Origin of the sequence: Erwinia persicina NBRC 102418 (genome assembly GCF_001571305.1) — a bacterium.
Taxonomy (GTDB): Bacteria; Pseudomonadota; Gammaproteobacteria; order Enterobacterales; family Enterobacteriaceae; genus Erwinia; species Erwinia persicina.
On sequence record NZ_BCTN01000024.1, the window covers coordinates 15,058 to 36,857 of the forward strand.

At 55.0% G+C, this 21,800-nt stretch carries 19 protein-coding genes; 11 read left to right on the forward strand and 8 right to left on the reverse strand.

Going from position 1 to position 21,800, the window contains the following annotated elements:
- The first annotated feature begins 114 nt into the window (after positions 1-114).
- A complete protein-coding gene (corA, locus tag EPE01S_RS19840) occupies positions 115-1,074 on the forward strand; it encodes a magnesium/cobalt transporter CorA (protein WP_062748614.1) in 960 nt (319 codons plus the stop codon).
- 51 nt (positions 1,075-1,125) lie between these two features.
- Here the strand turns inward: corA and rarD are convergent, their stop codons facing one another.
- Positions 1,126-2,025: an EamA family transporter RarD gene (rarD, locus tag EPE01S_RS19845; protein WP_062748617.1), complete on the reverse strand. Its 900-nt coding sequence runs from the start codon at positions 2,023-2,025 to the stop codon at positions 1,126-1,128.
- A 4-nt stretch (positions 2,026-2,029) separates the two neighbouring features.
- Positions 2,030-2,500, reverse strand: a complete 471-nt coding sequence (locus EPE01S_RS19850) for a thioesterase family protein (protein ID WP_062748619.1) — start codon at positions 2,498-2,500, stop codon at positions 2,030-2,032.
- Between the two features lie 177 nt (positions 2,501-2,677).
- Between EPE01S_RS19850 and pldA the strand changes: the two genes are divergently transcribed.
- Both pldA and recQ read left to right on the forward strand, forming a co-directional pair.
- Positions 2,678-3,556, forward strand: a complete 879-nt coding sequence (pldA, locus tag EPE01S_RS19855; RefSeq protein ID WP_062748621.1) for a phospholipase A — start codon at positions 2,678-2,680, stop codon at positions 3,554-3,556.
- Positions 3,557-3,623: 67 nt separating this feature from the next.
- A complete protein-coding gene (gene recQ / locus EPE01S_RS19860; protein WP_062748623.1) occupies positions 3,624-5,456 on the forward strand; it encodes an ATP-dependent DNA helicase RecQ in 1,833 nt (610 codons plus the stop codon).
- Between the two features lie 99 nt (positions 5,457-5,555).
- Here recQ and rhtB read toward each other — a convergent pair whose 3' ends face one another.
- Positions 5,556-6,179 (reverse strand): homoserine/homoserine lactone efflux protein, encoded by a 624-nt coding sequence (gene rhtB, locus EPE01S_RS19865; RefSeq protein ID WP_062748625.1) that lies wholly within the window; start codon positions 6,177-6,179, stop codon positions 5,556-5,558.
- A gap of 114 nt (positions 6,180-6,293) precedes the next feature.
- On the opposite strand from rhtB, the gene pldB reads away from it, so the two are divergent.
- Entirely contained in the window at positions 6,294-7,286 is a 993-nt protein-coding gene (gene pldB, locus EPE01S_RS19870) for a lysophospholipase L2 (RefSeq protein ID WP_062748627.1), read from the forward strand.
- Positions 7,287-7,348: 62 nt separating this feature from the next.
- Positions 7,349-8,149 carry a sugar/pyridoxal phosphate phosphatase YigL gene (gene yigL / locus EPE01S_RS19875; RefSeq protein ID WP_062748629.1) on the forward strand — a complete coding sequence of 267 codons (801 nt, stop codon included), beginning with the start codon at positions 7,349-7,351 and terminating at the stop codon, positions 8,147-8,149.
- 116 nt (positions 8,150-8,265) lie between these two features.
- Here the strand turns inward: yigL and glpQ are convergent, their stop codons facing one another.
- The 4 genes from glpQ to metR all read right to left on the reverse strand — a co-directional run bounded on the left by glpQ (position 8,266) and on the right by metR (position 12,587).
- Positions 8,266-9,315 carry a glycerophosphodiester phosphodiesterase gene (glpQ, locus tag EPE01S_RS19880; protein ID WP_062748631.1) on the reverse strand — a complete coding sequence of 350 codons (1,050 nt, stop codon included), beginning with the start codon at positions 9,313-9,315 and terminating at the stop codon, positions 8,266-8,268.
- Positions 9,316-9,330: 15 nt separating this feature from the next.
- Complete coding sequence (glpT, locus tag EPE01S_RS19885) at positions 9,331-10,677, reverse strand: glycerol-3-phosphate transporter (protein ID WP_062748633.1); 1,347 nt, start codon at positions 10,675-10,677, stop codon at positions 9,331-9,333.
- Between the two features lie 365 nt (positions 10,678-11,042).
- Positions 11,043-11,516, reverse strand: a complete 474-nt coding sequence (locus tag EPE01S_RS19890; RefSeq protein ID WP_062748637.1) for a YehS family protein — start codon at positions 11,514-11,516, stop codon at positions 11,043-11,045.
- Positions 11,517-11,648: 132 nt separating this feature from the next.
- The gene (gene metR, locus EPE01S_RS19895; RefSeq protein ID WP_062748639.1) at positions 11,649-12,587 is read right to left on the reverse strand and encodes an HTH-type transcriptional regulator MetR; all 939 of its coding nucleotides are present in this window, start codon (positions 12,585-12,587) and stop codon (positions 11,649-11,651) included.
- Positions 12,588-12,721: 134 nt separating this feature from the next.
- On the opposite strand from metR, the gene metE reads away from it, so the two are divergent.
- Positions 12,722-14,995, forward strand: a complete 2,274-nt coding sequence (metE, locus tag EPE01S_RS19900) for a 5-methyltetrahydropteroyltriglutamate--homocysteine S-methyltransferase (protein WP_062748641.1) — start codon at positions 12,722-12,724, stop codon at positions 14,993-14,995.
- Between the two features lie 54 nt (positions 14,996-15,049).
- Here the strand turns inward: metE and EPE01S_RS19905 are convergent, their stop codons facing one another.
- The gene (locus EPE01S_RS19905) at positions 15,050-15,886 is read right to left on the reverse strand and encodes a dienelactone hydrolase family protein (RefSeq protein ID WP_062748643.1); all 837 of its coding nucleotides are present in this window, start codon (positions 15,884-15,886) and stop codon (positions 15,050-15,052) included.
- A 296-nt stretch (positions 15,887-16,182) separates the two neighbouring features.
- Between EPE01S_RS19905 and udp the strand changes: the two genes are divergently transcribed.
- The 5 genes from udp to ubiB all read left to right on the forward strand — a co-directional run bounded on the left by udp (position 16,183) and on the right by ubiB (position 21,734).
- Positions 16,183-16,944: a uridine phosphorylase gene (udp, locus tag EPE01S_RS19910; RefSeq protein WP_062748645.1), complete on the forward strand. Its 762-nt coding sequence runs from the start codon at positions 16,183-16,185 to the stop codon at positions 16,942-16,944.
- A 175-nt stretch (positions 16,945-17,119) separates the two neighbouring features.
- Entirely contained in the window at positions 17,120-18,652 is a 1,533-nt protein-coding gene (rmuC, locus tag EPE01S_RS19915; RefSeq protein WP_062748647.1) for a DNA recombination protein RmuC, read from the forward strand.
- Positions 18,653-18,726: 74 nt separating this feature from the next.
- A complete protein-coding gene (ubiE, locus tag EPE01S_RS19920; protein WP_062748649.1) occupies positions 18,727-19,482 on the forward strand; it encodes a bifunctional demethylmenaquinone methyltransferase/2-methoxy-6-polyprenyl-1,4-benzoquinol methylase UbiE in 756 nt (251 codons plus the stop codon).
- A 12-nt stretch (positions 19,483-19,494) separates the two neighbouring features.
- Complete coding sequence (gene ubiJ, locus EPE01S_RS19925) at positions 19,495-20,100, forward strand: ubiquinone biosynthesis protein UbiJ (protein ID WP_062748651.1); 606 nt, start codon at positions 19,495-19,497, stop codon at positions 20,098-20,100.
- On the forward strand, positions 20,097-21,734 hold the full coding sequence (gene ubiB / locus EPE01S_RS19930) for a ubiquinone biosynthesis regulatory protein kinase UbiB (RefSeq protein ID WP_062748654.1): 1,638 nt from the start codon (positions 20,097-20,099) through the stop codon (positions 21,732-21,734). The genes ubiJ and ubiB overlap by 4 nt, the downstream gene beginning before the upstream one ends.
- Positions 21,735-21,800 lie beyond the last annotated feature (66 nt).

The window sequence follows — 21,800 nt, forward strand, 5'->3', positions numbered from 1 at the left end:
TGGCGACTGTTCTTCCCGTCGCTCTGAGTCAGTGGTGATCGCTGACTGAAACATCTGTTTCCCGTGTTCAAGCGCTCTGTCCCATTTTGTTACTGTGAATTGGGAGTACAGCTTATGTTGAGCGCATTTAAACTCGACCAAAATCGCCTGACCCGCCTTGAACTGGATGAGAGTGAAGCCAGGGACGAGCTGACCGGTTCCGTCTGGGTGGATTTGATCGAACCGGAAGACGCTGAACGAGATCGGGTGCAAACCGAGCTGGGTCAGAGCCTGGCTACTCGTCCTGAACTGGAAGACATCGAGGCCTCGGCGCGTTTCTTTGAAGATGAAGACGGCCTGCACATTCACTCCTTCTTCTTTTATGAAGATGCTGACGACCACGCCGGTAACTCAACGGTGGCGTTTACGATTCGTGAAGGGCGCCTCTACACGCTGCGCGAACGTGAACTTCCGGCGTTTCGCCTTTACCGCATGCGAGCCCGTAACCAGGTGCTCACCGACGGTAATGCCTATGAGCTGCTGCTCGATCTGTTCGAAACCAAAATTGAACAGCTGGCAGATGAGATCGAGAATATCTATAGCGATCTGGAAAAGCTGAGCCGCGTGATTATGGAGGGGCAGCAGGGTGATGCCTTTGATGAGGCGCTGTCGACGCTGGCAGAGCTGGAGGATATCGGCTGGAAGGTACGCCTGTGCCTGATGGATACTCAGCGCGCCCTGAATTTCCTGGTGCGCAAGGCGCGACTGCCGGGCAATCAGCTGGAGCAGGCGCGTGAGATTTTGCGCGATATCGAATCTCTGCTGCCGCATAACGAATCCCTGTTCCAGAAGGTCAACTTCCTGATGCAGGCGGCGATGGGCTTTATCAATATCGAACAGAACCGCATTATCAAAATCTTCTCGGTGGTTTCGGTCGTTTTCCTGCCGCCTACGCTGGTGGCGTCCAGTTACGGCATGAACTTTGAGTTTATGCCTGAACTGAAGTGGAGTTTTGGTTATCCTGGCGCGATTACCCTGATGATTCTGGCCGGTCTGGCGCCTTACGCTTACTTTAAGCGCAAGAACTGGCTGTAAGCGTCATCAGAGCAAAAAAATCGCCCAGGGGGCGATTTTTTATAGCGGAATTCAGATGCGTTGTGCAGTTTGCCGCCGCAATGACCACAGGGCATCAGCAATAAACAGTGCCAGAGCGGCCCAGATAAAGCCAAAGGTGACCAGTTTATCCGGCGTCATCTTCTCGCCATAGAACAGCACCGCCAGCAGGAACATCAGCGTTGGCCCCAGATACTGGAAAAAGCCGACGGTGGAGAGCTTCAGACGGGTACAGGCTGCGGTAAACAGCATCAGTGGAACGGTGGTAATCACGCCTGCCGCTGCCAGTAACAGGTTCAGACTCATCGGATTGTTACCCAGATGACTGGTCGCGCTGTCGGTGAGAGCAAACAGGTAAACGGCCGCAGGAAGAAGAAGCCAGCTGGTTTCAATCAGCATCCCTGTCTGGGCGTCGACGGCAATTTTTTTGCGCAACAGGCCATAAAACGAGAAGCTGATGGCCAGGCCAAGGGCAATCGCTGGCACCGAACCAAACTGCCACACCTGAATCAACACCCCGCAGCCAGCCAGCGCTACGGCCAGCCACTGCAGGCGGCGGAAACGTTCACCAAGAAACAGCATCCCCACCAGCACATTTAACAGCGGGTTAATAAAATAACCCAGGCTGGCTTCCAGCATGTGGTGGTTATTGACCGCCCATATGTACAGTAACCAGTTACTACAAACCACTACCGCAGAAAGCGCCAGCAACAACACTTTTTTGGGATGCTTAAGTAGCGTTCGCACGCTGCGCCAGTTACGGCTGACGGTGATCAGTACCAGCATAAAGAAAAATGACCAAATCACCCGGTGAGTCATGATCTCGCCGGGCGCGACCTGCTGGATCAGTTTGAAATAGACCGGGGCAATCCCCCAGATAAAATAGGCTCCCAGCGCAAATATAATGCCCTGACGCGTCTGCTGTGGATTCATTACGTTATCCAATCATGTATGTGGCGGTGGCACTGGCAATATGGACGCCAGCGTCATTATGCAGTTCCACGCGCGCCACTGACACTTTATTCCCGCCGCGCAGCAGACTGCTGCTGGCAATGAACCGTTCTCCACGGCCGGGACGCAGGTAATCCACCCGGAGATCGATGGTGCCCATACGCGATAAACGCTGACGCAACTCTTCTTCTGTGATGCTCTCCTGTCGCGTTAGCGCCGCGGTGACGCAGACCAGACCGGCGGCAACATCCAGTACGGAAGCGATCACGCCTCCGTGCAGAATTTTTTGCGCAGCGTTACCGACCAGCATTGTCTGGTTTGCCAGGCTCAGTTCGGCGTAGTCCGACTCCAGACGATCCAGCGCCAGCCCCAGCGCGCGGTTAAAGGGCATGTGGTAAACAAAAATCTCACCGATCAGGCGACGAGCGGCAGTCTGATCCATAGGTACTGCTGACATTATCGGGTCTTCCTGTAAAACAAAATGAAAGAAAATCAGGTTAATGGAATGTGTATATTATGCTTCGTTACCCGTGCTTTCCACTTTCGCAAATCAGCACTAATCTCTCAGGATTTTTCTGTGTAGAATGGCGTGCTTTTTATTCACTTATTCAATTTGCCTCTCTGGGAGATCGCTATGGCTCTGCTGAAAGGATTGCTGGCGTCAGCAATTCTGTTTCCGACGTTAGTACTGGCGCAGGAAGCCACGGTAAAAGAAGTGCATGACCAGCCAGCCGTGCGTGGCAGTATTATCGCCAACTTACTGGAGAAGCATGACAACCCCTTTATCCTGTTTCCTTATGAAAACAACTATCTGCTGTATACCGATACCAGCAATATCAACAAGGACGCGATCGAGTCTTACGACTGGGGTAACAAAGCCAAGCACGATGAAGTGAAGTTCCAGCTGAGTCTGGCCTTCCCACTGTGGCGCGGCATTCTTGGTGATAACTCTGTGCTGGCGGCGTCCTATACTCAGCGATCCTGGTGGCAGCTTTCCAACCGGGGTGCCTCATCGCCATTCCGCGAAACCAACTATGAGCCACAGATCTTCCTCGGCTGGGCAACGGACTACAGTTTTGCCGGCTGGACGCTGCGCGATGTGGAGACGGGCCTCAACCACCAGTCTAATGGGCGTTCAGATCCCACGTCACGAAGCTGGAACCGGGTGTATGCCCGTCTGATGGCGCAGAATGGAAACTGGATGGTGGAAGCGAAACCCTGGTTCCGCCTTCCAGAGAGTGAAAATAACGATGATAACCCTGATATCACTAAGTACATGGGGTATTATCGCCTGACGGTAGGTTACCAGATGGGTGACAGCATCTTCAGCGTAAGAAGCAACTACAACTGGAACAGCGGCTACGGTGGCGCTGAACTGGGGTGGAGCTATCCGCTTACCGATCATGTGCGTTTTTACACGCAGGTGTTTAGTGGTTACGGCGAATCGCTCATCGACTATAACCACCGTCAAACGCGCGTCGGTGTCGGCGTGACGCTCAACGACCTGTTCTAAGGTTGTCGTGACCGGGGCGTGCAGATGCCCCGGCCAGAATTTTTGTCATTACAGATTTGGGGACGATGTGTCTACGGCAGCAGTGATCAACAAAGAAACGCTGGCAGAGCAGGTATTACGTGAGACCTTCGGCTATCAGCAGTTTCGCCCTGGACAACAGAACATCATTCAGGAATCGCTGAACGGGCGTGACTGTCTGGTAGTGATGCCAACCGGCGGAGGAAAATCCCTCTGCTATCAGATCCCTGCGCTGGTGCGCGAAGGCCTGACGCTGGTGGTGTCACCGCTGATCTCGCTGATGAAAGATCAGGTGGATCAACTGCTGGCCAACGGTGTATCGGCTGCGTGCCTTAACTCGACGCAAAATCGTGAAGAGCAGCAAGAGGTGATGGCCGGGTGCCGCACTGGCAGAATTCGCCTGCTCTACATCGCCCCTGAACGCCTGATGATGGACAACTTCCTTGAGCAGTTGATGCACTGGAACCCGGCCATGCTGGCGGTGGATGAAGCCCACTGCATTTCCCAGTGGGGGCATGATTTCCGCCCTGAATACGGAGCGCTGGGCCAGTTGCGTCAGCGGCTGCCTGATGTGCCGGTGATGGCACTGACCGCCACCGCTGATGAAACCACCCGTAACGATATCGCCCGGCTGCTACAGCTGAACGATCCGCTGATCCAGATCAGCAGCTTTGACCGGCCGAATATTCGTTACACACTGGTGGAAAAATTCAAACCGACCGAACAGCTGCTGCGCTACGTGCAGGATCAGCGCGGTAAGTGCGGCATCATTTACTGTAACAGCCGGGCAAAGGTGGAAGACACCGCCGCCCGACTGCAAAGCCGTGGCCTCAGCGTCGGGGCTTATCATGCCGGTATGGATAACGCGCATCGCGCCCACGTACAGGAAGCCTTCCAGCGTGATGACCTGCAAATCGTCGTCGCGACCGTGGCTTTTGGTATGGGGATCAACAAACCCAACGTCCGTTTTGTGGTGCACTTCGATATCCCGCGCAACATTGAATCCTACTATCAGGAAACCGGCCGTGCCGGGCGTGATGGTCTGCCTGCCGAGGCGCTGCTGCTGTACGATCCGGCTGATATGGCCTGGCTGCGTAAGTGCCTTGAGGAGAAAGCGCCGGGGCCGCTGCAGGATATTGAGCGGCATAAGCTGAATGCGATGGGAGCCTTTGCAGAAGCGCAGACCTGCCGTCGCCTGGTGTTGCTGAACTACTTTGGTGAAGGCCGGCAGCAGGCCTGTGACAACTGCGATATTTGCCTCGATCCGCCGCGCCGTTATGATGGTCTGGTGGAGGCACAAAAAGCACTCTCCTGTATCTATCGTGTTGGACAGCGCTTCGGCATGGGCTATATCGTTGAAATCCTGCGCGGGGCGAATAACCAGCGAATTCGTGACATGCAGCACGATAAATTACCGGTGTATGGCATTGGCCGTGAGCAGAGCCACGAGCACTGGACCAGCGTGCTGCGGCAGCTGATTCATCTGGGGCTGGTGACGCAAAATATTGCCATGCATTCGGCTTTACAGCTGACGGAAGCTGCGCGGCCGACGCTGCGCGGCGAAGTGCCGCTGATGCTGGCCGTACCGCGCCTGGTCACCATTAAGCCGCGCAACAGCAGCCAGAAATCCTACGCCGGTAGCTATGACCGCAAGCTGTTTGCAAAGCTGCGTAAGCTGCGTAAGTCGATAGCAGACGATGTGAACGTGCCGCCGTACGTGGTATTTAACGATGCAACACTGATTGAAATGGCCGAACAGATGCCGCTGACGGCATCAGAGATGCTGAGTGTGAACGGGGTCGGACAGAAGAAGCTGGAGCGCTTTGGTAAGCCATTCCTGGTGATGATCAAAGAGCATGTCGACGGTGTGGACGAGGATTAATAATTCACCCGGGCCAATTTTTCCGGCCGTGATGTCGATTCAACCGTTCGCCATAATATCCCGTAGGGGCCGACCTTCTTTTACGGTCGGCCCGTGTTGTCAGGCGATCCTGCGTGCAGACGCCAGCAGTGCCCCCACCGCAATAAACAAACCCCCAAATATCCGGTTAAGCAATTTCATCTGATGCGGACCTTTGATCCACACAGCAATGCGCGTCGCCAGCGTGGCATAACCAATCATCACGATAATATCGACCACCACGGTGGTGATGCCCAGCACCAGGTACTGCATCGCCTGCGGCTGGTGTGGCAGGATAAACTGCGGGAACAGTGCGGCCAGAAACACAATGCTTTTCGGGTTCGTCAGGTTCACCAGCACTGCGCGTTTAAACAGCCTGCGGCGTGGCATCGCTTTTGCCACGGCGTTCAGGTCGATAGCCCCGGCGGAGCGCCACTGCTGGATGCCCAGCCAGACCAGATAGGCGGCTCCCGCCCACTTCAGGATCTCAAAGGCCAGGAGTGACTGTGAAAACAGCGCGCCCAGACCAATACCCACCAGCACAATGTGCAGCGACAGGCCGACCTGAAGGCCGGAAATTGACGCGACGGCGCCACGGTAGCCGTGGCTGATCCCGGTACTCATGGTATTGATAGCCCCGGAGCCCGGCGACAAACTTAAAATACAGGTTGTTAACAGATAGGTCAGCCACCACTCGATGGTCATGGGTAAAGCTCCCGAAAAACGCTCATTTGTGACACAATACGTTATTGTTGAACATGGCGCTATGGGGAACCCTGCTCCTTTTTTTAGGGCAATGCCCCTTCTGGAAAAAGTCCGATGGAACATCATAAACACAACTGGCTGACGCGTGAAAAGGCCTTCGCGGCTTTTGCCACCGGCCCGTTGCTGGATTTCTGGAAGCTGCGCGAAGAGGGCGAATTTGCGGGTGTCGAAAACGTGCCGATCCGCTATGTGCGCTTCATCTCGCCGCAACACGATAAAGTTATCCTGCTTTGCCCGGGGCGTATTGAAAGCTATGTGAAATACCCGGAGCTGGCCTATGATCTGTTCCACAGTGGCTACGATGTGATCATTATGGATCATCGGGGACAGGGGCGATCGGGGCGTCTGCTGCAGGATTCACACCGTGGTCATGTCGTCGAGTTTGAAGATTATGTCGATGATCTGGAAACGCTCTATCTGAAAGAGATTGTGGCCCGTCACTACCGCCATCGCTATGCGCTGGCCCATTCGATGGGCGGGGCAATACTGGCCCTGATGCTGGCACGACAGCCTGCGGCGTTTAATGCCGTGGCGCTCGCGTCACCGATGTTCGGTATTTTCCTGCCCATGCCCCTATGGATGGCCCATTCGATCCTTAACTGGGCGGAAAAATACCCGGCTATGCGCGAAGGCTATGCGCTGGGCACCGGGAAATGGCATGCCCGACCGTTTGCCATCAATGAACTTACGCACAGTCGCGAACGCTATCGCCGTAATCTGCGCTTTTATGCCGACGACCCGGGACTGCGGGTGGGCGGCCCGACCTATCACTGGGTGCGCGAAGGGGTACGTGCCGGGCACAGTATTTTAAGCCAGGCAGCACAGATATCGACGCCCCTGCTGCTGCTGCAGGCCGCTGACGATAAAGTCGTTGATAACCGTGCTCAGGATCTGTTTTGTCAGACGATGGTGGCTGCAGGCCAGCCCTGTGAAGGCGGCAGACCGATGGTGATTGAGGGGGCCCGCCATGAGATCCTGTTCGAAAAAGACAGCATGCGCGCCAGAGCGCTGGATGCCATCCTGGCCTTTTTTTCCCGCCACCCCTGAGCGGGCAGAATGCTATACCGGTGGGTGATGCTGCCCGTCAGAACATATTAACCAGAGGTGTTATGTACCGTATTGTTGCTTCAGACCTGGATGGCACGCTGCTGTCACCCGACCACACGCTCTCTTCCTATGCTCGCGAGACGTTGCAGTTGCTGACCCGCAAAGGCATACATTTTGTCTTCGCTACGGGCCGCCACTATATTGACGTGGCCCAAATGCGCGACAGTCTGGGTATTGATGCCTATATGATCACTTCCAACGGCGCGCGCGTGCACAACACGGCGGGTAAGCTGGTGTTCAGCCATAATCTTGATGAAGATATTGCGCTTGAGTTGTTTGCTCTGCAGCACACCAACCCGGATATTTATACCAACGTGTACCGGGATGAAGAGTGGTTCCTGAACCGTCACCGCCCGGATGAGATGGATTTTTTCCGCGAGTCTGACTTCAACTACCAGGTTTATCAGCCCGGGCAACTGGCGACCGACGGCATCAGCAAGGTGTTCTTTACCTGTGCGATCCCTGAACTGCTGGTCCCGCTTGAGCAGGCGCTGATGGCGCGCTGGGGCGATCGGGTGAACGTCAGCTTCTCACTGCCAACCTGTCTGGAAGTGATGGCTGGTGGCGTATCGAAAGGACATGCGCTGGACGCAGTCTCTAAATCACTGGGTTATTCACTGCAGGAGTGCATCGCCTTCGGGGATGGCATGAATGATAAAGAGATGCTCAGTATGGCAGGCAAAGGTTGCATCATGAGTAACTCTCACCAGCGCCTGAAAGATATCCTGCCTGAACTGGAAGTGATCGGTTCGAATGCAGACCAGGCCGTGCCCAACTACCTGCGTAAGTTATTTAACGTCTGACGGGATGCAGGAGCCGGGCGCTCCGCTGTTCAGCCAGCAATACTGGGCGTTAGCGGTCGACCTTTTTTCCTTGTCCCTCTTCCGGGCCGATCGTGTTTTGCGATCGGCCCTTTGGTTTAGCGTTTCAGGAAGTGAACGGCCTTATCCGGGAAGTCAGTGAACAGACCATCGACTCCGGCTTTGTTGTACAGCAGGTCGTAGAGCTGGTCGACGTTGCTGACGTAAGGCGGTAACTGGTCTGCCCGCACGGTATAAGGGTGCACCACCAGATGATTCTGGTGTGCCTCCTGCACCATGCCGGTCAGCGTGACCTTGCCTGTTTTAGCGCCTTCAGCCACCAGCATATGGTAGTCAGGCCCGATACCGTCGGCATACTGCGCGAGGGTTTTCATCGCCCCGGGTTTAAACATCCAGTCGTAATCGTAGTTCACCCACTGACCGTTTCGCTGCTCCTGCGTTTCGTCCCATTTGGTATAGGCGATCAGCTGAACCAGTTTCAGGTTCATACCGCGCTGCGGCTCCAGTTCGGTCTTGATACGCTTCACTTCGTTAAAGTCAAAGCACTGTAAAAAGACCTTATCGTTTTTGCCGGTGTAACCGTACTGTTTCAGCACATCCAGCACTTTTGCTGAGATATCCTTTCCTTCTTTACGGTGGAACCACGGGGCTTTGATCTCAGTATAAATACCGATATTCCTGCCCGTTGAGTGGTTCAGCCCCTGGATAAACTCCAGTTCCTCCTCGAAGGTGTGGACGCGGAAGTCTGATTTACCCATCGGGAAACGCCCCGGGAAGGTCTGGACTTTTTTACCCTGTTCCAGGCTGAAGCCTTCAGTGAAGGCCAGGCTTTTTATCTCGGCAAGGGTAAAATCAATGGCGTAATAACGCCCGTCGGCCCGCGCACGGTGCGGGAAGCGGCTGGCAACGTCGGTCACGCGATCGAGATAGTGGTCATGCAGCACCACCAGACGATCGTCTTTGGTCATCACCAAATCCTGCTCAAGGTAATCAGCCCCCTGCGCGTAAGCCATCGCTTTCGCCGGCAGGCTGTGCTCAGGCAGGTAGCCACTGGCACCGCGATGGGCAATCACCAGCGGTGAGGTACTCGCGGCGGTCGCCGCGAGTGAGGTGGTCAGTAACACGGTTGCGATAACGTTTTTCAACATAATTACCCGTCCCGATCAGAGTGAGGTCAGTCGCTGTTTGTGTTTTTTCTCGCTCATCATGGTCATCGCCAGCAGGATCACTGCCAGCACACAGCCGCCGATCATGATGATAAAGCCGCCGTCCCAGCCGAAGTAATCGACGGTGTAACCGACGATAGCGCTGGCGGCAACGGAGCCTCCCAGGTAGCCAAACAGACCGGTAAAGCCGGCGGCGGTTCCCGCTGCTTTTTTCGGTGCCAGCTCAAGGGCATGCAGGCCAATCAGCATTACCGGACCATAGATCAGGAAGCCAATCACCATCATACAGGCCATATCTACGCCAGGGTTACCTGCCGGGTTCATCCAGTACACGACAGTGGCGATGGTCACCAGCACCATAAAGAATACGCCGGTGGCACCACGGTTGCCTTTGAAGACCTTATCGGACATCCAGCCACACAGCAGCGTGCCGGGAATACCTGCGTATTCGTAGAAGAAGTAAGCCCACGAGGATTTATCCAGCGTAAAGTGTTTCACTTCTTTCAGGTAGGTCGGTGACCAGTCGAGAATGCCGTAGCGCAGCAGATAAACAAACACGTTGGCCAGAGCGATATACCACAGCAGCTTGTTCGGCAGAATGTACTGCATAAAGATCTGCTTTGCGGTCAGCTCGTCTTCATGTTTTTCGTCGTAGTCAGGCGGGAAGTCATTTTTGTACTCTTCAATCGGCGGCAGGCCACAGGATTGCGGCGTATCGCGCATCAGCGCAAAGGCAATAAGCGCGATGAGAATGGCCCCGAAGGCAGGCATATACAGCGCGGCTTTCCAGTCGTTAAACCAGGCCATACCCAGCAGGAAAAGCAGAGGGGGGATGCCGCCACCGACGTTATGCGCACAGTTCCAGACGGAAACGATGCCGCCGCGCTCTTTCTGTGACCACCAGTGCACCATGGTACGACCGCACGGCGGCCAGCCCATCCCCTGGAACCATCCGCAGAGGAATAACAGAACAAACATCACCATAATGCTGGACGTGGCCCAGGGAACGAAGCCCATAAACAGCATCACAGCAGCAGCCAGGATCAGACCGGCAGGCAGGAAAACGCGGGGGTTGGAGCGATCAGACACCGAACCCATGATGAATTTTGAAAAACCGTAGGCGATAGAGATACCGGACAGCGCAAAGCCCAGATCGCCGCGTGAGAAGCCCTGTTCTACCAGGTAGGGCATCGCCAGGGCGAAGTTTTTACGCACCAGATAATAGGCAGCGTAACCGAAGAATATCCCCAGAAATATCTGCCAGCGTAGCTTGCGGTATAACGGATCAACGCGGCTGTCATCAACGCGGGGCTGATGTGCAGCGGGTTTGAAAAAACTTAACATTTTGGCCTCCCATGGCTCGAAAGTCTGTTATCCGGCTTCGAATGCGCAGATAAAGGAAACATTAACCCGAGTCATCAGGGGTAAATGTTCTATTTCGCGCATAGCGTAGTCGTTATCAGAAAAGCTGACTGTGAAGAAAGGCGCAAATGTTACAGTTTTATGACGGAATGGCTATATCTACATCACAAATTGGTGATTTATTTTCACCATGAAACTATAAAATGTGATTATAGTCACAAAAGTAATTCCCTGCCGTGAGTGGGGTTTCGTTTGGTGAGTGAAAATGTTCTAAAAGGAAGATGGCAGGACTGATGGTGAGTGCAAAGATTAACGCCATCAGGTGACGTTAATCTGTCATGGAGACGTTAAGCTTTTTTGGCCGGACGGATTTTCATGGTCAGGCCCTTGAGGAAATTACGCAGGATCTGGTCGCCACACTCGCGGTAATTTTTATGCCCAGGTTTACGGAAGATAGCACCAATCTCTGACTGTCCTACCGCAAAATCAGCACTTTTCAGCAGTTCCAGAATATCAGTGGTTTTCAGGTCAAAGGCCACACGCAGCTTCTTCATCAGAATGTTGTTGGTCATTTTACGTTCAATGGAAGGGGCGGGGGCATCTTCGCTTTTACCGCGACGCTCAAAAATCAGGCCATTGAGAAAGTAACCCATGATGACATCGGGGCAGGGGCGGAAGCCGGCTTCATCCTCTTTTTTCAGGAAGCTGTGTACTTCGGCTTCGGTCACTTCGCTCTCTGCCAGCGCCAGTATGCTTACCACTTTAGCATCGCTCAGATTCAGCATGTAACGCACGCTGCGCAGGACATCGTTATTGGTCATAGGGTCTCTCTGTAGTGAAACAATTGCAGTGCGCGCAGTATAACCCGTCATACCTCAGGCTGCATCTGCGTTAGCGGGTTGCGCTGACCTGAGGCGCTCCTCTCCACCAGCGTTACGCCGGCGGCCAAAGCCTTACGAAGGGCTGACGGAGGGGTGGGGAATACCCGGACGCGAGGCATCGCGCACCCGTGGCAGATGATCGCAGGCGTGCTGACGGGCAGAACGAATAAAGGCCTCCACGACCGGCTGGCGCTGTTCGCCGTCGCGTACTGCTGCGTACAGTCGGCTCCAGAGTCCTTCCCCTAAGGCTTTGGTGACCACCAGTCCCTGATGCTCGAAACTCTCCACCACCCAGTGTGGCAGCGCGGCAATGCCCATCTGCGCTGAAACCATCTGGATCAGCAGCAGCGTATTATCCACGCTTTTTAGCGTCGGGCTGACGCCAGCGGGCTGCAGAAAATGCCGCCAGATATCCAGACGCTGTCGCTGTACCGGATAGATTAACAACACTTCACGGGCCAGATCCTCGGGGGAAATATGGACTTTCTGTGCCAGGGGATGGTCAGGTGCCAGCACCAGGCGTACCTCAAAATCAAACATCGGCGCATAGAACAGACCGCTACGCGGCAAAATATCCGATGTCAGTACCACATCGAGTTCACCCTGCTGAAGGGCAGGCTGCGGATCGAACGTGACACCTGATTTGAAATCCATCACCACCTGCGGCCAGCTCTGGCGGAAATTGTTCAGTGCGGGGGTCAGCCACTGGATACAGCTATGGCACTCAATCGCGATACGCAGCGTGGTCTGGTGAGGTTCATGGCAGGCCTGCAGCGCCTGCTGGATCTGCGGCAACACCTGCTCCGCCAGCTGCAACAAAATTTCGCCCTGAGGAGTAAAACGCAGAGGCTGGCTTTTACGCACAAACAGCCGGAAACCGAGACGCTGCTCCAGGTCACTGAACTGATGAGATAACGCTGACTGCGTTTGATGCAGCTGAGCCGCTGCTGCGGCAAGCGAACCTGTCGTTCGCAGGGCCTGCAATGTCCGCAGGTGTTTAAGTTCGATCATGAGAGTCCTTCACATCGACGGTGAATATTTTGCGCTTGTGGATAATACAGTACCTGCACATTATAGCGGTGTAAACATCTGGATGGCTAAATGCACCAGCAGGTTCAGCAAAGGTTACTAACGAGGCACCACTGATGACGATTCTTACCCATACTCTCGGATTCCCCCGCGTTGGTCTGCGTCGCGAACTGAAAAAAGCGCAGGAAAGCTACTGGGCAGGTAACTGCTCCCGGGAACACCTGCTGGCCACCGGCCGCGAACTGCGTGCGCGCCACTGGCAACAGCAGAAAGACGCCGGCGTTGACCTGCTGCCAGTGGGCGATTTTGCCTGGTACGATCATGTTCTGACCACCAGCCTGCTGCTGGGTAACGTTCCGGCGCGTCATCAGAATAAAGATGGCTCCGTTGACCTCGATACGCTATTCCGGATCGGGCGTGGCCGTGCGCCGACGGGCGAACCGGCGGCGGCGGCAGAAATGACCAAATGGTTTAACACGAACTATCACTACATGGTTCCGGAGTTTGTTCAGGGCCAGCAGTTCAGACTGACCTGGACTCAGTTGCTGGATGAAGTCGATGAAGCGCTGGCGCTGGGGCATAACGTGAAACCTGTTTTGCTTGGTCCGGTGACCTACCTGTGGCTGGGCAAGGTGAAAGGTGTCGCGTTTGACCGTCTGAGCCTGCTGAAAGACATTCTGCCGGTTTACCAGCAGGTGCTGGCCGAACTGGCTCAACGGGGGATTGAATGGGTGCAGATCGACGAACCGGCGCTGGCACTGGAGTTGCCCTCTGAGTGGCTGGCGGCCTTTAAACCGGCTTATACGGCCCTGCAGGGGCAGACCCGACTGCTGCTGACCACCTATTTTGACCGTATCGGCCAGAACCTCGACACCATTACCGCGCTGCCGGTACAGGGCCTGCATGTTGATCTGGTTCACGGCCAAGACGACATCACCGTACTAAACCGCACAGTGCCGGCAGACTGGGTACTCTCCGTTGGCGTGATTAACGGCCGTAATGTCTGGCGTGCCGACCTGAGCCGCTGGTTTGAGCGCCTGCAGCCGCTGGTGGCTACGCGCAAACAGCTGTGGATCGGATCATCCTGCTCACTGCTGCACAGCCCCATTGATCTTAGCGTCGAAACCCGTCTGGATGATGAAGTGAAAAGCTGGTTCGCGTTTGCTCTGCAAAAGTGTGCCGAGCTGTCGCTGTTAAGCAACGCCCTGAATCATAACGATCCTGCCTCCCTGGAAGCCTGGAGCGCGCCGATCCGTGCCCGTCAGCACTCCTCCCGCGTACACAATGTGGCAGTGGGGCAGCGCCTGGCCGGGATTACGGCCAGAGACAGCCAGCGCAACAGCCCCTATCCGGTACGTGCGCATGCCCAGCGTCAGCGTTTCCAGCTGCCAGCCTGGCCCACCACCACCATTGGTTCTTTTCCGCAAACCACTGAAATTCGCGGCCTGCGGCTTGATTTTAAACAGGGAAGACTGGACGGCAGCCACTACCGTACCGGGATCGCCGGACACATCAGGCAGGCGATAGCAGAGCAGGAGCGACTGGGGCTGGACGTGCTGGTTCACGGTGAGGCAGAGCGTAACGATATGGTGGAGTATTTTGGTGAAAACCTCGATGGGTTCATCTTCACCCAGAATGGCTGGGTGCAAAGTTACGGTTCCCGCTGTGTGAAACCGCCGGTGATTATTGGTGACATCAGCCGTCCTGACGCGATCACCGTTGAGTGGGCGAAATACGCACAGTCCCTGACGGATAAACCGGTGAAAGGCATGCTGACCGGCCCGGTCACCATTCTGTGCTGGTCGTTCCCACGCGAAGATGTGTCCCGGGAAACCATTGCTAAACAGATTGCGCTGGCGTTGCGTGATGAAGTGCAGGATCTGGAAAAAGCCGGCATTGGTATTATTCAGATCGACGAACCGGCCCTGCGTGAAGGCTTACCGTTGCACCGTTCTGACTGGGCTGCCTATCTGGCATGGGCAGTAGAGGCTTTCCGCCTGAACGCCGCCGTGGCGAAGGATGACACCCAGATCCACACCCATATGTGTTACTGCGAGTTCAATGACATCATGGAGTCCATTGCGGCACTGGATGCGGATGTGATCACCATCGAAACCTCACGTTCGGATATGGAACTGCTGGAGTCGTTTGAAGAATTTGAGTATCCGAATGAAATCGGGCCCGGCGTCTATGACATTCACTCACCGAACGTGCCGGATGTGGCGTGGATGGAGGCGCTGTTAAGGAAAGCCGCACTGCGCATCCCTGCTGATCGGCTGTGGGTGAATCCGGATTGCGGCCTGAAAACGCGCGGCTGGAAAGAGACCCGTCAGGCGCTGGAAAACATGGTGAAAGCGTCGCATAACCTGCGCAACGCGCAAACCGCATAATTCTCTGTGTTGTTGTCATTGTCGTCTTTAAGGGGGCCTTGGGCCCCCTTTTTTTTACGCTTTTGGCGCAACGCCATGTTGTTTAAACCATGCCAGCATCCGCTGCCAGCCGTCCTGAGCGGATTCGGCATGGTAGCTCGGGCGATAGTCGGCATTAAAGGCATGCCCGGCATCAGGATAAACAATTATTTCCGCCGTGGCATTGGCCGCCCGCAGTGCCTGACGCATGGTTTCCACGCTCTCCTGCGGAATGCTGTCGTCTTTACCGCCGTACAGCCCCAACACCGGGGAGTTTAAATCCACTGCGATATCGACCGGCTGTTTCTGCTGTTTCATGGTTTTTTCACCCACCAGCTTGCCGTACCAGGCCACCGCCGCTTTAAGCTGGGGATTGTGTGCGGCATATAGCCAGGTAATACGTCCCCCCCAGCAAAAGCCGGTAGCGGCCATATTGCGCATATCACCGCCATGGCGGGACGCCCAGTTGGCAACGTGGTCAAGATCGGCCAGCACCTGAGTATCCGGAACCTGACTCACCAGTTCACTGAACAAGGTCGGAATATCGTTATAGTCCGCCGGGTCGCCCTGACGAAAATAGAGTTCAGGCGCTACCGCCAGGTAACCTTCAGCCGCCAGACGACGGCAGATATCGCGGATATGTTCGTGAACCCCAAAGATCTCCTGAATCACCAACACCACCGGCAGCAGCCCTTCGGCATGACGCGGTTTCGCATGGAAGGCAGGCATGTTCTCACCCTGGGTCGGAATTGACGTCTCACCCGAAAGAATATCTGCGCTGTCCGTGGTAATCGTAGTGGCGGCAGTGGGAAGTGTGGCTGGTGCGAAGCCGTTGTTGTTCTGTTCTTGCGTCGTGTTATCGTCGGTTTTCATTATCCTCTCCATGCGTGCACAAATACGATCGGCATTAAGGGTTTAACTATAGCCCGAAATGCGCCGGGGTCAGACATCACCTCTGGTATCTCTTATCATCAGATCACGGGAAACGACAGGGTCAGGCGTGTGAAAGCGGTCAGGCTGGGTTGTGTGATGTGATTGAGATCACTATTAGCAATGTAATAAATGTAATTTTCATTTGTATTGTCGACGTTTATCACATAAAAGTGCGACGGATTTCCTTACAGTAGTCTTAAGTTCATTCTTCCCTCTTCCCGTGACAGGAGTTTCAAATGGCACAGTCTGACGTTTTCCATCTTGGCTTAACGAAAGCCGACCTTCAGGGCGCCACGCTGGCCATCGTGCCGGGTGACCCGGAGCGCGTGAAGAAAATTGCTGCTCTGATGGACAATCCTGTCCACCTGGCCTCACACCGTGAATTCACCACGTGGCGTGCTGAGCTGTCTGGTACGCCGGTTATCGTCTGCTCTACCGGCATCGGCGGCCCGTCGACCTCCATTGCGGTGGAGGAGCTGGCGCAGTTGGGCGTTCGGACTTTCCTGCGCGTCGGGACCACCGGTGCGATCCAGCCGGGTATTAATGTCGGTGACGTGCTGGTGACCACCGGTTCCGTTCGCCTCGACGGGGCCAGCCTGCACTTTGCGCCACTGGAATTCCCGGCCGTCGCCGACTTTACCTGTACCACGGCGCTGGTCGAGGCTGCGAAAGCGGCGGGTGCCACCACCCATATTGGTATCACCGCCTCGTCGGATACCTTCTATCCGGGCCAGGAACGCTATGACACCTTCTCCGGACGCGTGGTAAGCCGCTTCCAGAACTCAATGAAAGAGTGGCAGCAGATGGGCGTACTAAACTACGAGATGGAATCCGCAACGCTGCTGACGATGTGCGCCAGTCAGGGTCTGCGTGCCGGGATGGTGGCCGGGGTGATTGTGAACCGTACCCAGCAGGAAATCCCTGATGCGGAAACCATGAAACGTACCGAAAGCGATGCCGTTAAAATCGTCGTCGAGGCCGCACGTCGCCTGATCTGATAGCTTATGCTTTGGCCGTGCTGTGGCACGGCCTTTACTCTCCCATCTTCCTGCCTCTGAATTCCGATCCCCTCGATAATTCTGCCTTTACAGACCAGATCGCTGCTTTTTATCTGGACATTCATACAGTGCGCCTCTATTTTTCCCCTGTCAGGGTTTCAGCAGGAGAAGAAGGGTGGATGCATCAATCATTTACGGTGCGGGGATTGGCCTGGTCGGGTTACTGGCCGGCTGGCTGATCGCCGGGATCCGCAGCCAGCAACAGCTGGCGAAGGCCGAAACGGAACGTCGCCTGCAGCAGCAGGCGGCAGAACAGGCTCAGTCCGGGCTTCAGCGCCAGCAGCAGTTACTGGATGCTCACCTCCACACGCAGAAACAGAATGAACAGGAGCTGCGTCAGCTGCACGGTTCGCTTGCTGCAGCCGGCGAGAAGCTGCATCAGCTCGATCACTGGCGTGGGGAAGCGGAGCAACTGACCCGGGAGTTGCGAAATCAGCTGGAAATTAATGCGTCTCAGGAAGCCGAACTGCGGGAAGTCACTATCCGGCTGGAAGAGACGCGGATGGCAGCCGAAGAAAAGCAGCGTCTGTTAGTTAACAGCGAACAGCGTTTAAATGCGCAGTTCGAAAACCTGGCGAACCGTATCTTTGAAAACAGCGGCCGTCGGGTGGATGAACAAAACCGGCAAAGCCTGCACGGCCTGATCACGCCGCTGCGTGAACAGCTGGAGGGTTTCCGCCGCCAGGTGCAGGAAGGTTTTGGTCAGGAGGCGCGCGAGCGGCATACCCTCGCGCATGAAATTCGTAACCTGCAACAGCTCAATGCTCAGATGGCACAGGAAGCGATAAACCTGACGAAAGCGCTGAAAGGGGATAACAAAACCCAGGGGAACTGGGGGGAGGTGATCCTCAGCCGGGTACTGGAAGCGTCCGGGCTGCGGGAAGGCCATGAGTATGAAACCCAGGTGAATATTCAGCTGGAACAGAAAGGACGGATGCAGCCGGATGTGATTGTGCGGCTGCCCCAGGGCAAGGATGTGGTGATCGATGCAAAAATGACGCTGGTCGCCTACGAACGCTATTTTAACGGCGAGGACGACGCCGCACGAGAACTGGCCATTAGCGAGCATATTGCCGCAATACGCGGGCACCTACGGTTGCTGAGTCGAAAAGATTACCAACAATTACCTGGTTTACGTTCACTGGATTATGTGTTGATGTTTATCCCGGTTGAACCGGCGTTTCTGCTGGCCATCGATCGGCAGCCGGAGCTGATCAATGAGGCGTTGAATCAGAATATCATGCTGGTAAGCCCGACCACGCTGCTGGTGGCGCTGCGCACGATTAATAATCTGTGGCGTTATGAACATCAGAGCCGCCATGCCCAGCGCATTGCCGATCGCGCCGCAAGACTGTATGACAAAATGCGTCTGTTTGTCGATGATATGAGTGCTATCGGTCAGAACCTTGATAAGGCTCAGGATAGCTATCGTCAGGCAATGAAAAAATTGTCGGAAGGGCGTGGGAATTTGATTGCCCAGACCGAAGGGTTCCGTCAGATGGGCGTTGAAGTGAAACGGCCGATCAACCCCCGGCTGGTCGGTCAGGCGCTGCCTGAAGCTTATGACGAGGAAGATGACGACGACGCGCCGCCTGCTGACGAGGCGGGGGTGACGCCGGAGGCACTTACTCGCCGCGTCAATGAATAAACGTGTGGCAAGTGCCTGGTCTTCGTGACTCTGGTACACTTGGCTAATATTTGATTGTAGAGCAGGCAAAACAAATGGCAGATGAATCAAAGGACACTACCCACTTTGGCTATCGCACGGTCGCGAAAGACGAAAAGGCCGATATGGTGGCTGATGTTTTCCATTCCGTTGCGGCTAAATATGATCTGATGAATGACCTGATGTCATTCGGTATTCACCGTATCTGGAAGCGTTTCACCATTGATTCCAGCGGCGTACGTCGCGGGCAGCGCGTTCTGGACCTGGCGGGTGGCACGGGCGATCTTACCGCCAAGTTTTCGCGTCTGGTGGGCGAAACCGGTGAAGTGGTACTGGCGGATATTAACAGTTCAATGCTGAAGGTGGGCCGCGATAAACTGCGTAACAAAGGCATTATCGGTAATGTGAATTATGTTCAGGCGAATGCGGAAGCTCTGCCATTCCCTGATAACTACTTTGACTGCATCACCATTGCTTTTGGCCTGCGTAACGTCACTGAAAAAGAGAAAGCGCTGGCCTCGATGTTCCGCGTACTTAAGCCAGGCGGCCGTCTGCTGGTACTGGAGTTCTCTAAGCCGCAGTTCGAACCATTAAGCAAAGCCTATGATGCTTACTCCTTCCACATTTTGCCGCGCATTGGTGAGATGGTAGCAAAAGACGCCGGCAGCTATCGCTATCTGGCTGAATCCATCCGTATGCATCCCGATCAGGAAACCCTGAAGCAGATGATGATGGATGTGGGCTTTGAAAATACGACGTATCACAATCTGACGGGCGGCATCGTTGCCTTGCACCGCGGATTCAAGTTTTAAGCAGGGAAACGCATGACATTAACGCCGCTATTAACTGCCAGTCTGGAGACCGCGCTTAATCATCTGCTCTACCGCGATCGTGGCCTTAAGGCGGCGCGTCAACGTCTCAATGGGCGCAGCCTGGCCATTTTGCTGGCTGAGCTGAAGCAGCCCCTGATTTTTATTTTCAGTGAACACCAGGTTGATGTGATAGGTGAGTGGGGTGATACGCCCGACTGTACGGTGAAAACACGCTTATCGACGCTATCAAAACTGCGTGACCGCCAGCAACTGACCTCGCTGATCCGCAGCGGTGAGCTTGATGTCGACGGCGATCTCCAGGTCGTGCAGCAATTTTCCGCGCTTCTTGACCTGGCGGAACTCGACCCTGCCGAGTATCTTGCTCCCTGGCTCGGCGATATCGCTGCTCAGGGCATCACTCAGTTTGCCCGTCGCGGCTTTAATGCCGTACGCCGCGATGTGCAGCGCAAACAGAGCTACCTGTCGCAAACGCTGACCGAAGAGTGGCGTGTGGCCCCCGGCTCGCTTGAACTGGCCTGGTTTGCTGAAGAAGTGGACGCCGTGTCGCGTTCACTGGATGCGCTGGACGCTCGCCTTAACCAGCTGGAGGCCAAATGACCTTTGGTGAACTGCGCCGTCTTTATCTGATTATTCGGGTTTTCCTCAGCTATGGCCTGGATGAGCTGATCCCTAAAATACGCCTCACTCTGCCATTGCGGTTCGGCCGTAAATGCCTGTTCTGGATGCCAAATCGTCATAAAGACAGGCCGTTGGGTGAGCGTTTACGCCTGGCGCTTGAGCAATTGGGGCCGGTGTGGATCAAGTTTGGCCAGATGATGTCGACCCGGCGCGATCTTTTTCCGCCGCTGATCGCCGATCAACTGGCCATGTTGCAGGATCGTGTTGCGCCATTTGACGGTAAAAAAGCCCTTAAACTGATCGAACAGTCACTGGGTGCGCCGATTGAAACTCAGTTCGACGATTTTAATATCGTCCCGCTGGCCTCCGCTTCTATCGCTCAGGTTCATACCGCCACGCTGAAAGAAAACGGTCGTGAAGTGGTGATCAAAGTGATTCGCCCTGACATTTTACCGGTGATAAAAGCGGATATGCGGCTGATTTATCGCCTGGCACGCTGGGTGCCGCGTTTGCTGCCTGACGGGCGACGTCTGCGCCCACGAGAAGTGGTCGCGGATTACGAAAAGACACTGCTTGATGAACTGAACCTGCTGCGTGAAGCGGCGAATGCGATCCAGCTCCGACGTAACTTTGACAGCAGCCGCATGCTCTACGTGCCGGAAGTGTATTCCGACTACTGCACGGAAAACATGATGGTGATGGAGCGTATTTACGGCATTCCCATTTCCGATGTGGTGACGCTGGAACAGCACGGTGTCAATATGAAGCTGCTGGCTGAACGCGGTGTGCAGGTGTTCTTTACCCAGGTGTTCCGTGACAGCTTCTTCCATGCGGATATGCACCCGGGTAACATTTTTGTCAGCTATGAACACCCGGAAGATCCGCAATATATTGGCATCGACTGCGGCATTGTCGGGTCACTGAACAAAGAAGATAAACGCTACCTGGCTGAAAACTTCATTGCCTTCTTTAATCGCGACTACCGCAAAGTCGCCGAGCTTCACGTTGATTCGGGCTGGGTTCCGCCGGATACCAATGTGGAGGATTTCGAGTTCGCAATACGCACCGTGTGTGAACCTATTTTTGAGAAACCGCTGGCCGAGATTTCGTTCGGGCATGTGCTGCTCAACCTGTTCAATACGGCACGTCGCTTTAATATGGAAGTTCAGCCTCAGCTGGTTTTGCTGCAAAAAACGCTGCTGTATGTTGAGGGCGTCGGTCGCCAGCTCTATCCACAGCTGGATTTGTGGAAGACGGCCAAACCGTTCCTTGAAGACTGGATTAAAGATCAGGTCGGTATCCCTGCCATTGTGCGGGCACTGAAAGAAAAAGCGCCATTCTGGGCGGAAAAATTGCCTGAGCTGCCTGAGCTGTTTTATGACAGCCTGCGTCAGCACAAGCATTTGCGACACAGCGTTGACCGGCTGGCGAACGATCTGAAAGGGGAGCGTGCTAAGCAGCATCAGTCACGTTATCTCTTCGGTGTCGGCGCAACATTGTTGCTCAGTGGGACGGCAATCCTGCTGTCGCGTCCTGAATGGGACGTGTTCTCTGCCGGACTGATGGCCGCAGGCGTTGTTGCCTGGTTGGTTGGCTGGCGCAGAACAAACTGATTGTCATGAAAGGTAAATAGGCAGCTTATTGCGCGGGGGGTGTGGTTTGTGCATCGTCAGCAAGAC

Coding starts and splice junctions, on each gene's coding strand:
- corA (WP_062748614.1), top strand. CDS start 115: ATGTTGAGCGCATTTAAACTCGACCAAAATCGCCTGACCCGCCTTGAA.
- rarD (WP_062748617.1), bottom strand. CDS start 2,025: ATGAATCCACAGCAGACGCGTCAGGGCATTATATTTGCGCTGGGAGCC.
- EPE01S_RS19850 (WP_062748619.1), bottom strand. CDS start 2,500: ATGTCAGCAGTACCTATGGATCAGACTGCCGCTCGTCGCCTGATCGGT.
- pldA (WP_062748621.1), top strand. CDS start 2,678: ATGGCTCTGCTGAAAGGATTGCTGGCGTCAGCAATTCTGTTTCCGACG.
- rhtB (WP_062748625.1), bottom strand. CDS start 6,179: ATGACCATCGAGTGGTGGCTGACCTATCTGTTAACAACCTGTATTTTA.
- pldB (WP_062748627.1), top strand. CDS start 6,294: ATGGAACATCATAAACACAACTGGCTGACGCGTGAAAAGGCCTTCGCG.
- yigL (WP_062748629.1), top strand. CDS start 7,349: ATGTACCGTATTGTTGCTTCAGACCTGGATGGCACGCTGCTGTCACCC.
- glpQ (WP_062748631.1), bottom strand. CDS start 9,315: ATGTTGAAAAACGTTATCGCAACCGTGTTACTGACCACCTCACTCGCG.
- glpT (WP_062748633.1), bottom strand. CDS start 10,677: ATGTTAAGTTTTTTCAAACCCGCTGCACATCAGCCCCGCGTTGATGAC.
- EPE01S_RS19890 (WP_062748637.1), bottom strand. CDS start 11,516: ATGACCAATAACGATGTCCTGCGCAGCGTGCGTTACATGCTGAATCTG.
- metR (WP_062748639.1), bottom strand. CDS start 12,587: ATGATCGAACTTAAACACCTGCGGACATTGCAGGCCCTGCGAACGACA.
- metE (WP_062748641.1), top strand. CDS start 12,722: ATGACGATTCTTACCCATACTCTCGGATTCCCCCGCGTTGGTCTGCGT.
- EPE01S_RS19905 (WP_062748643.1), bottom strand. CDS start 15,886: ATGAAAACCGACGATAACACGACGCAAGAACAGAACAACAACGGCTTC.
- udp (WP_062748645.1), top strand. CDS start 16,183: ATGGCACAGTCTGACGTTTTCCATCTTGGCTTAACGAAAGCCGACCTT.
- ubiE (WP_062748649.1), top strand. CDS start 18,727: ATGGCAGATGAATCAAAGGACACTACCCACTTTGGCTATCGCACGGTC.
- ubiJ (WP_062748651.1), top strand. CDS start 19,495: ATGACATTAACGCCGCTATTAACTGCCAGTCTGGAGACCGCGCTTAAT.
- ubiB (WP_062748654.1), top strand. CDS start 20,097: ATGACCTTTGGTGAACTGCGCCGTCTTTATCTGATTATTCGGGTTTTC.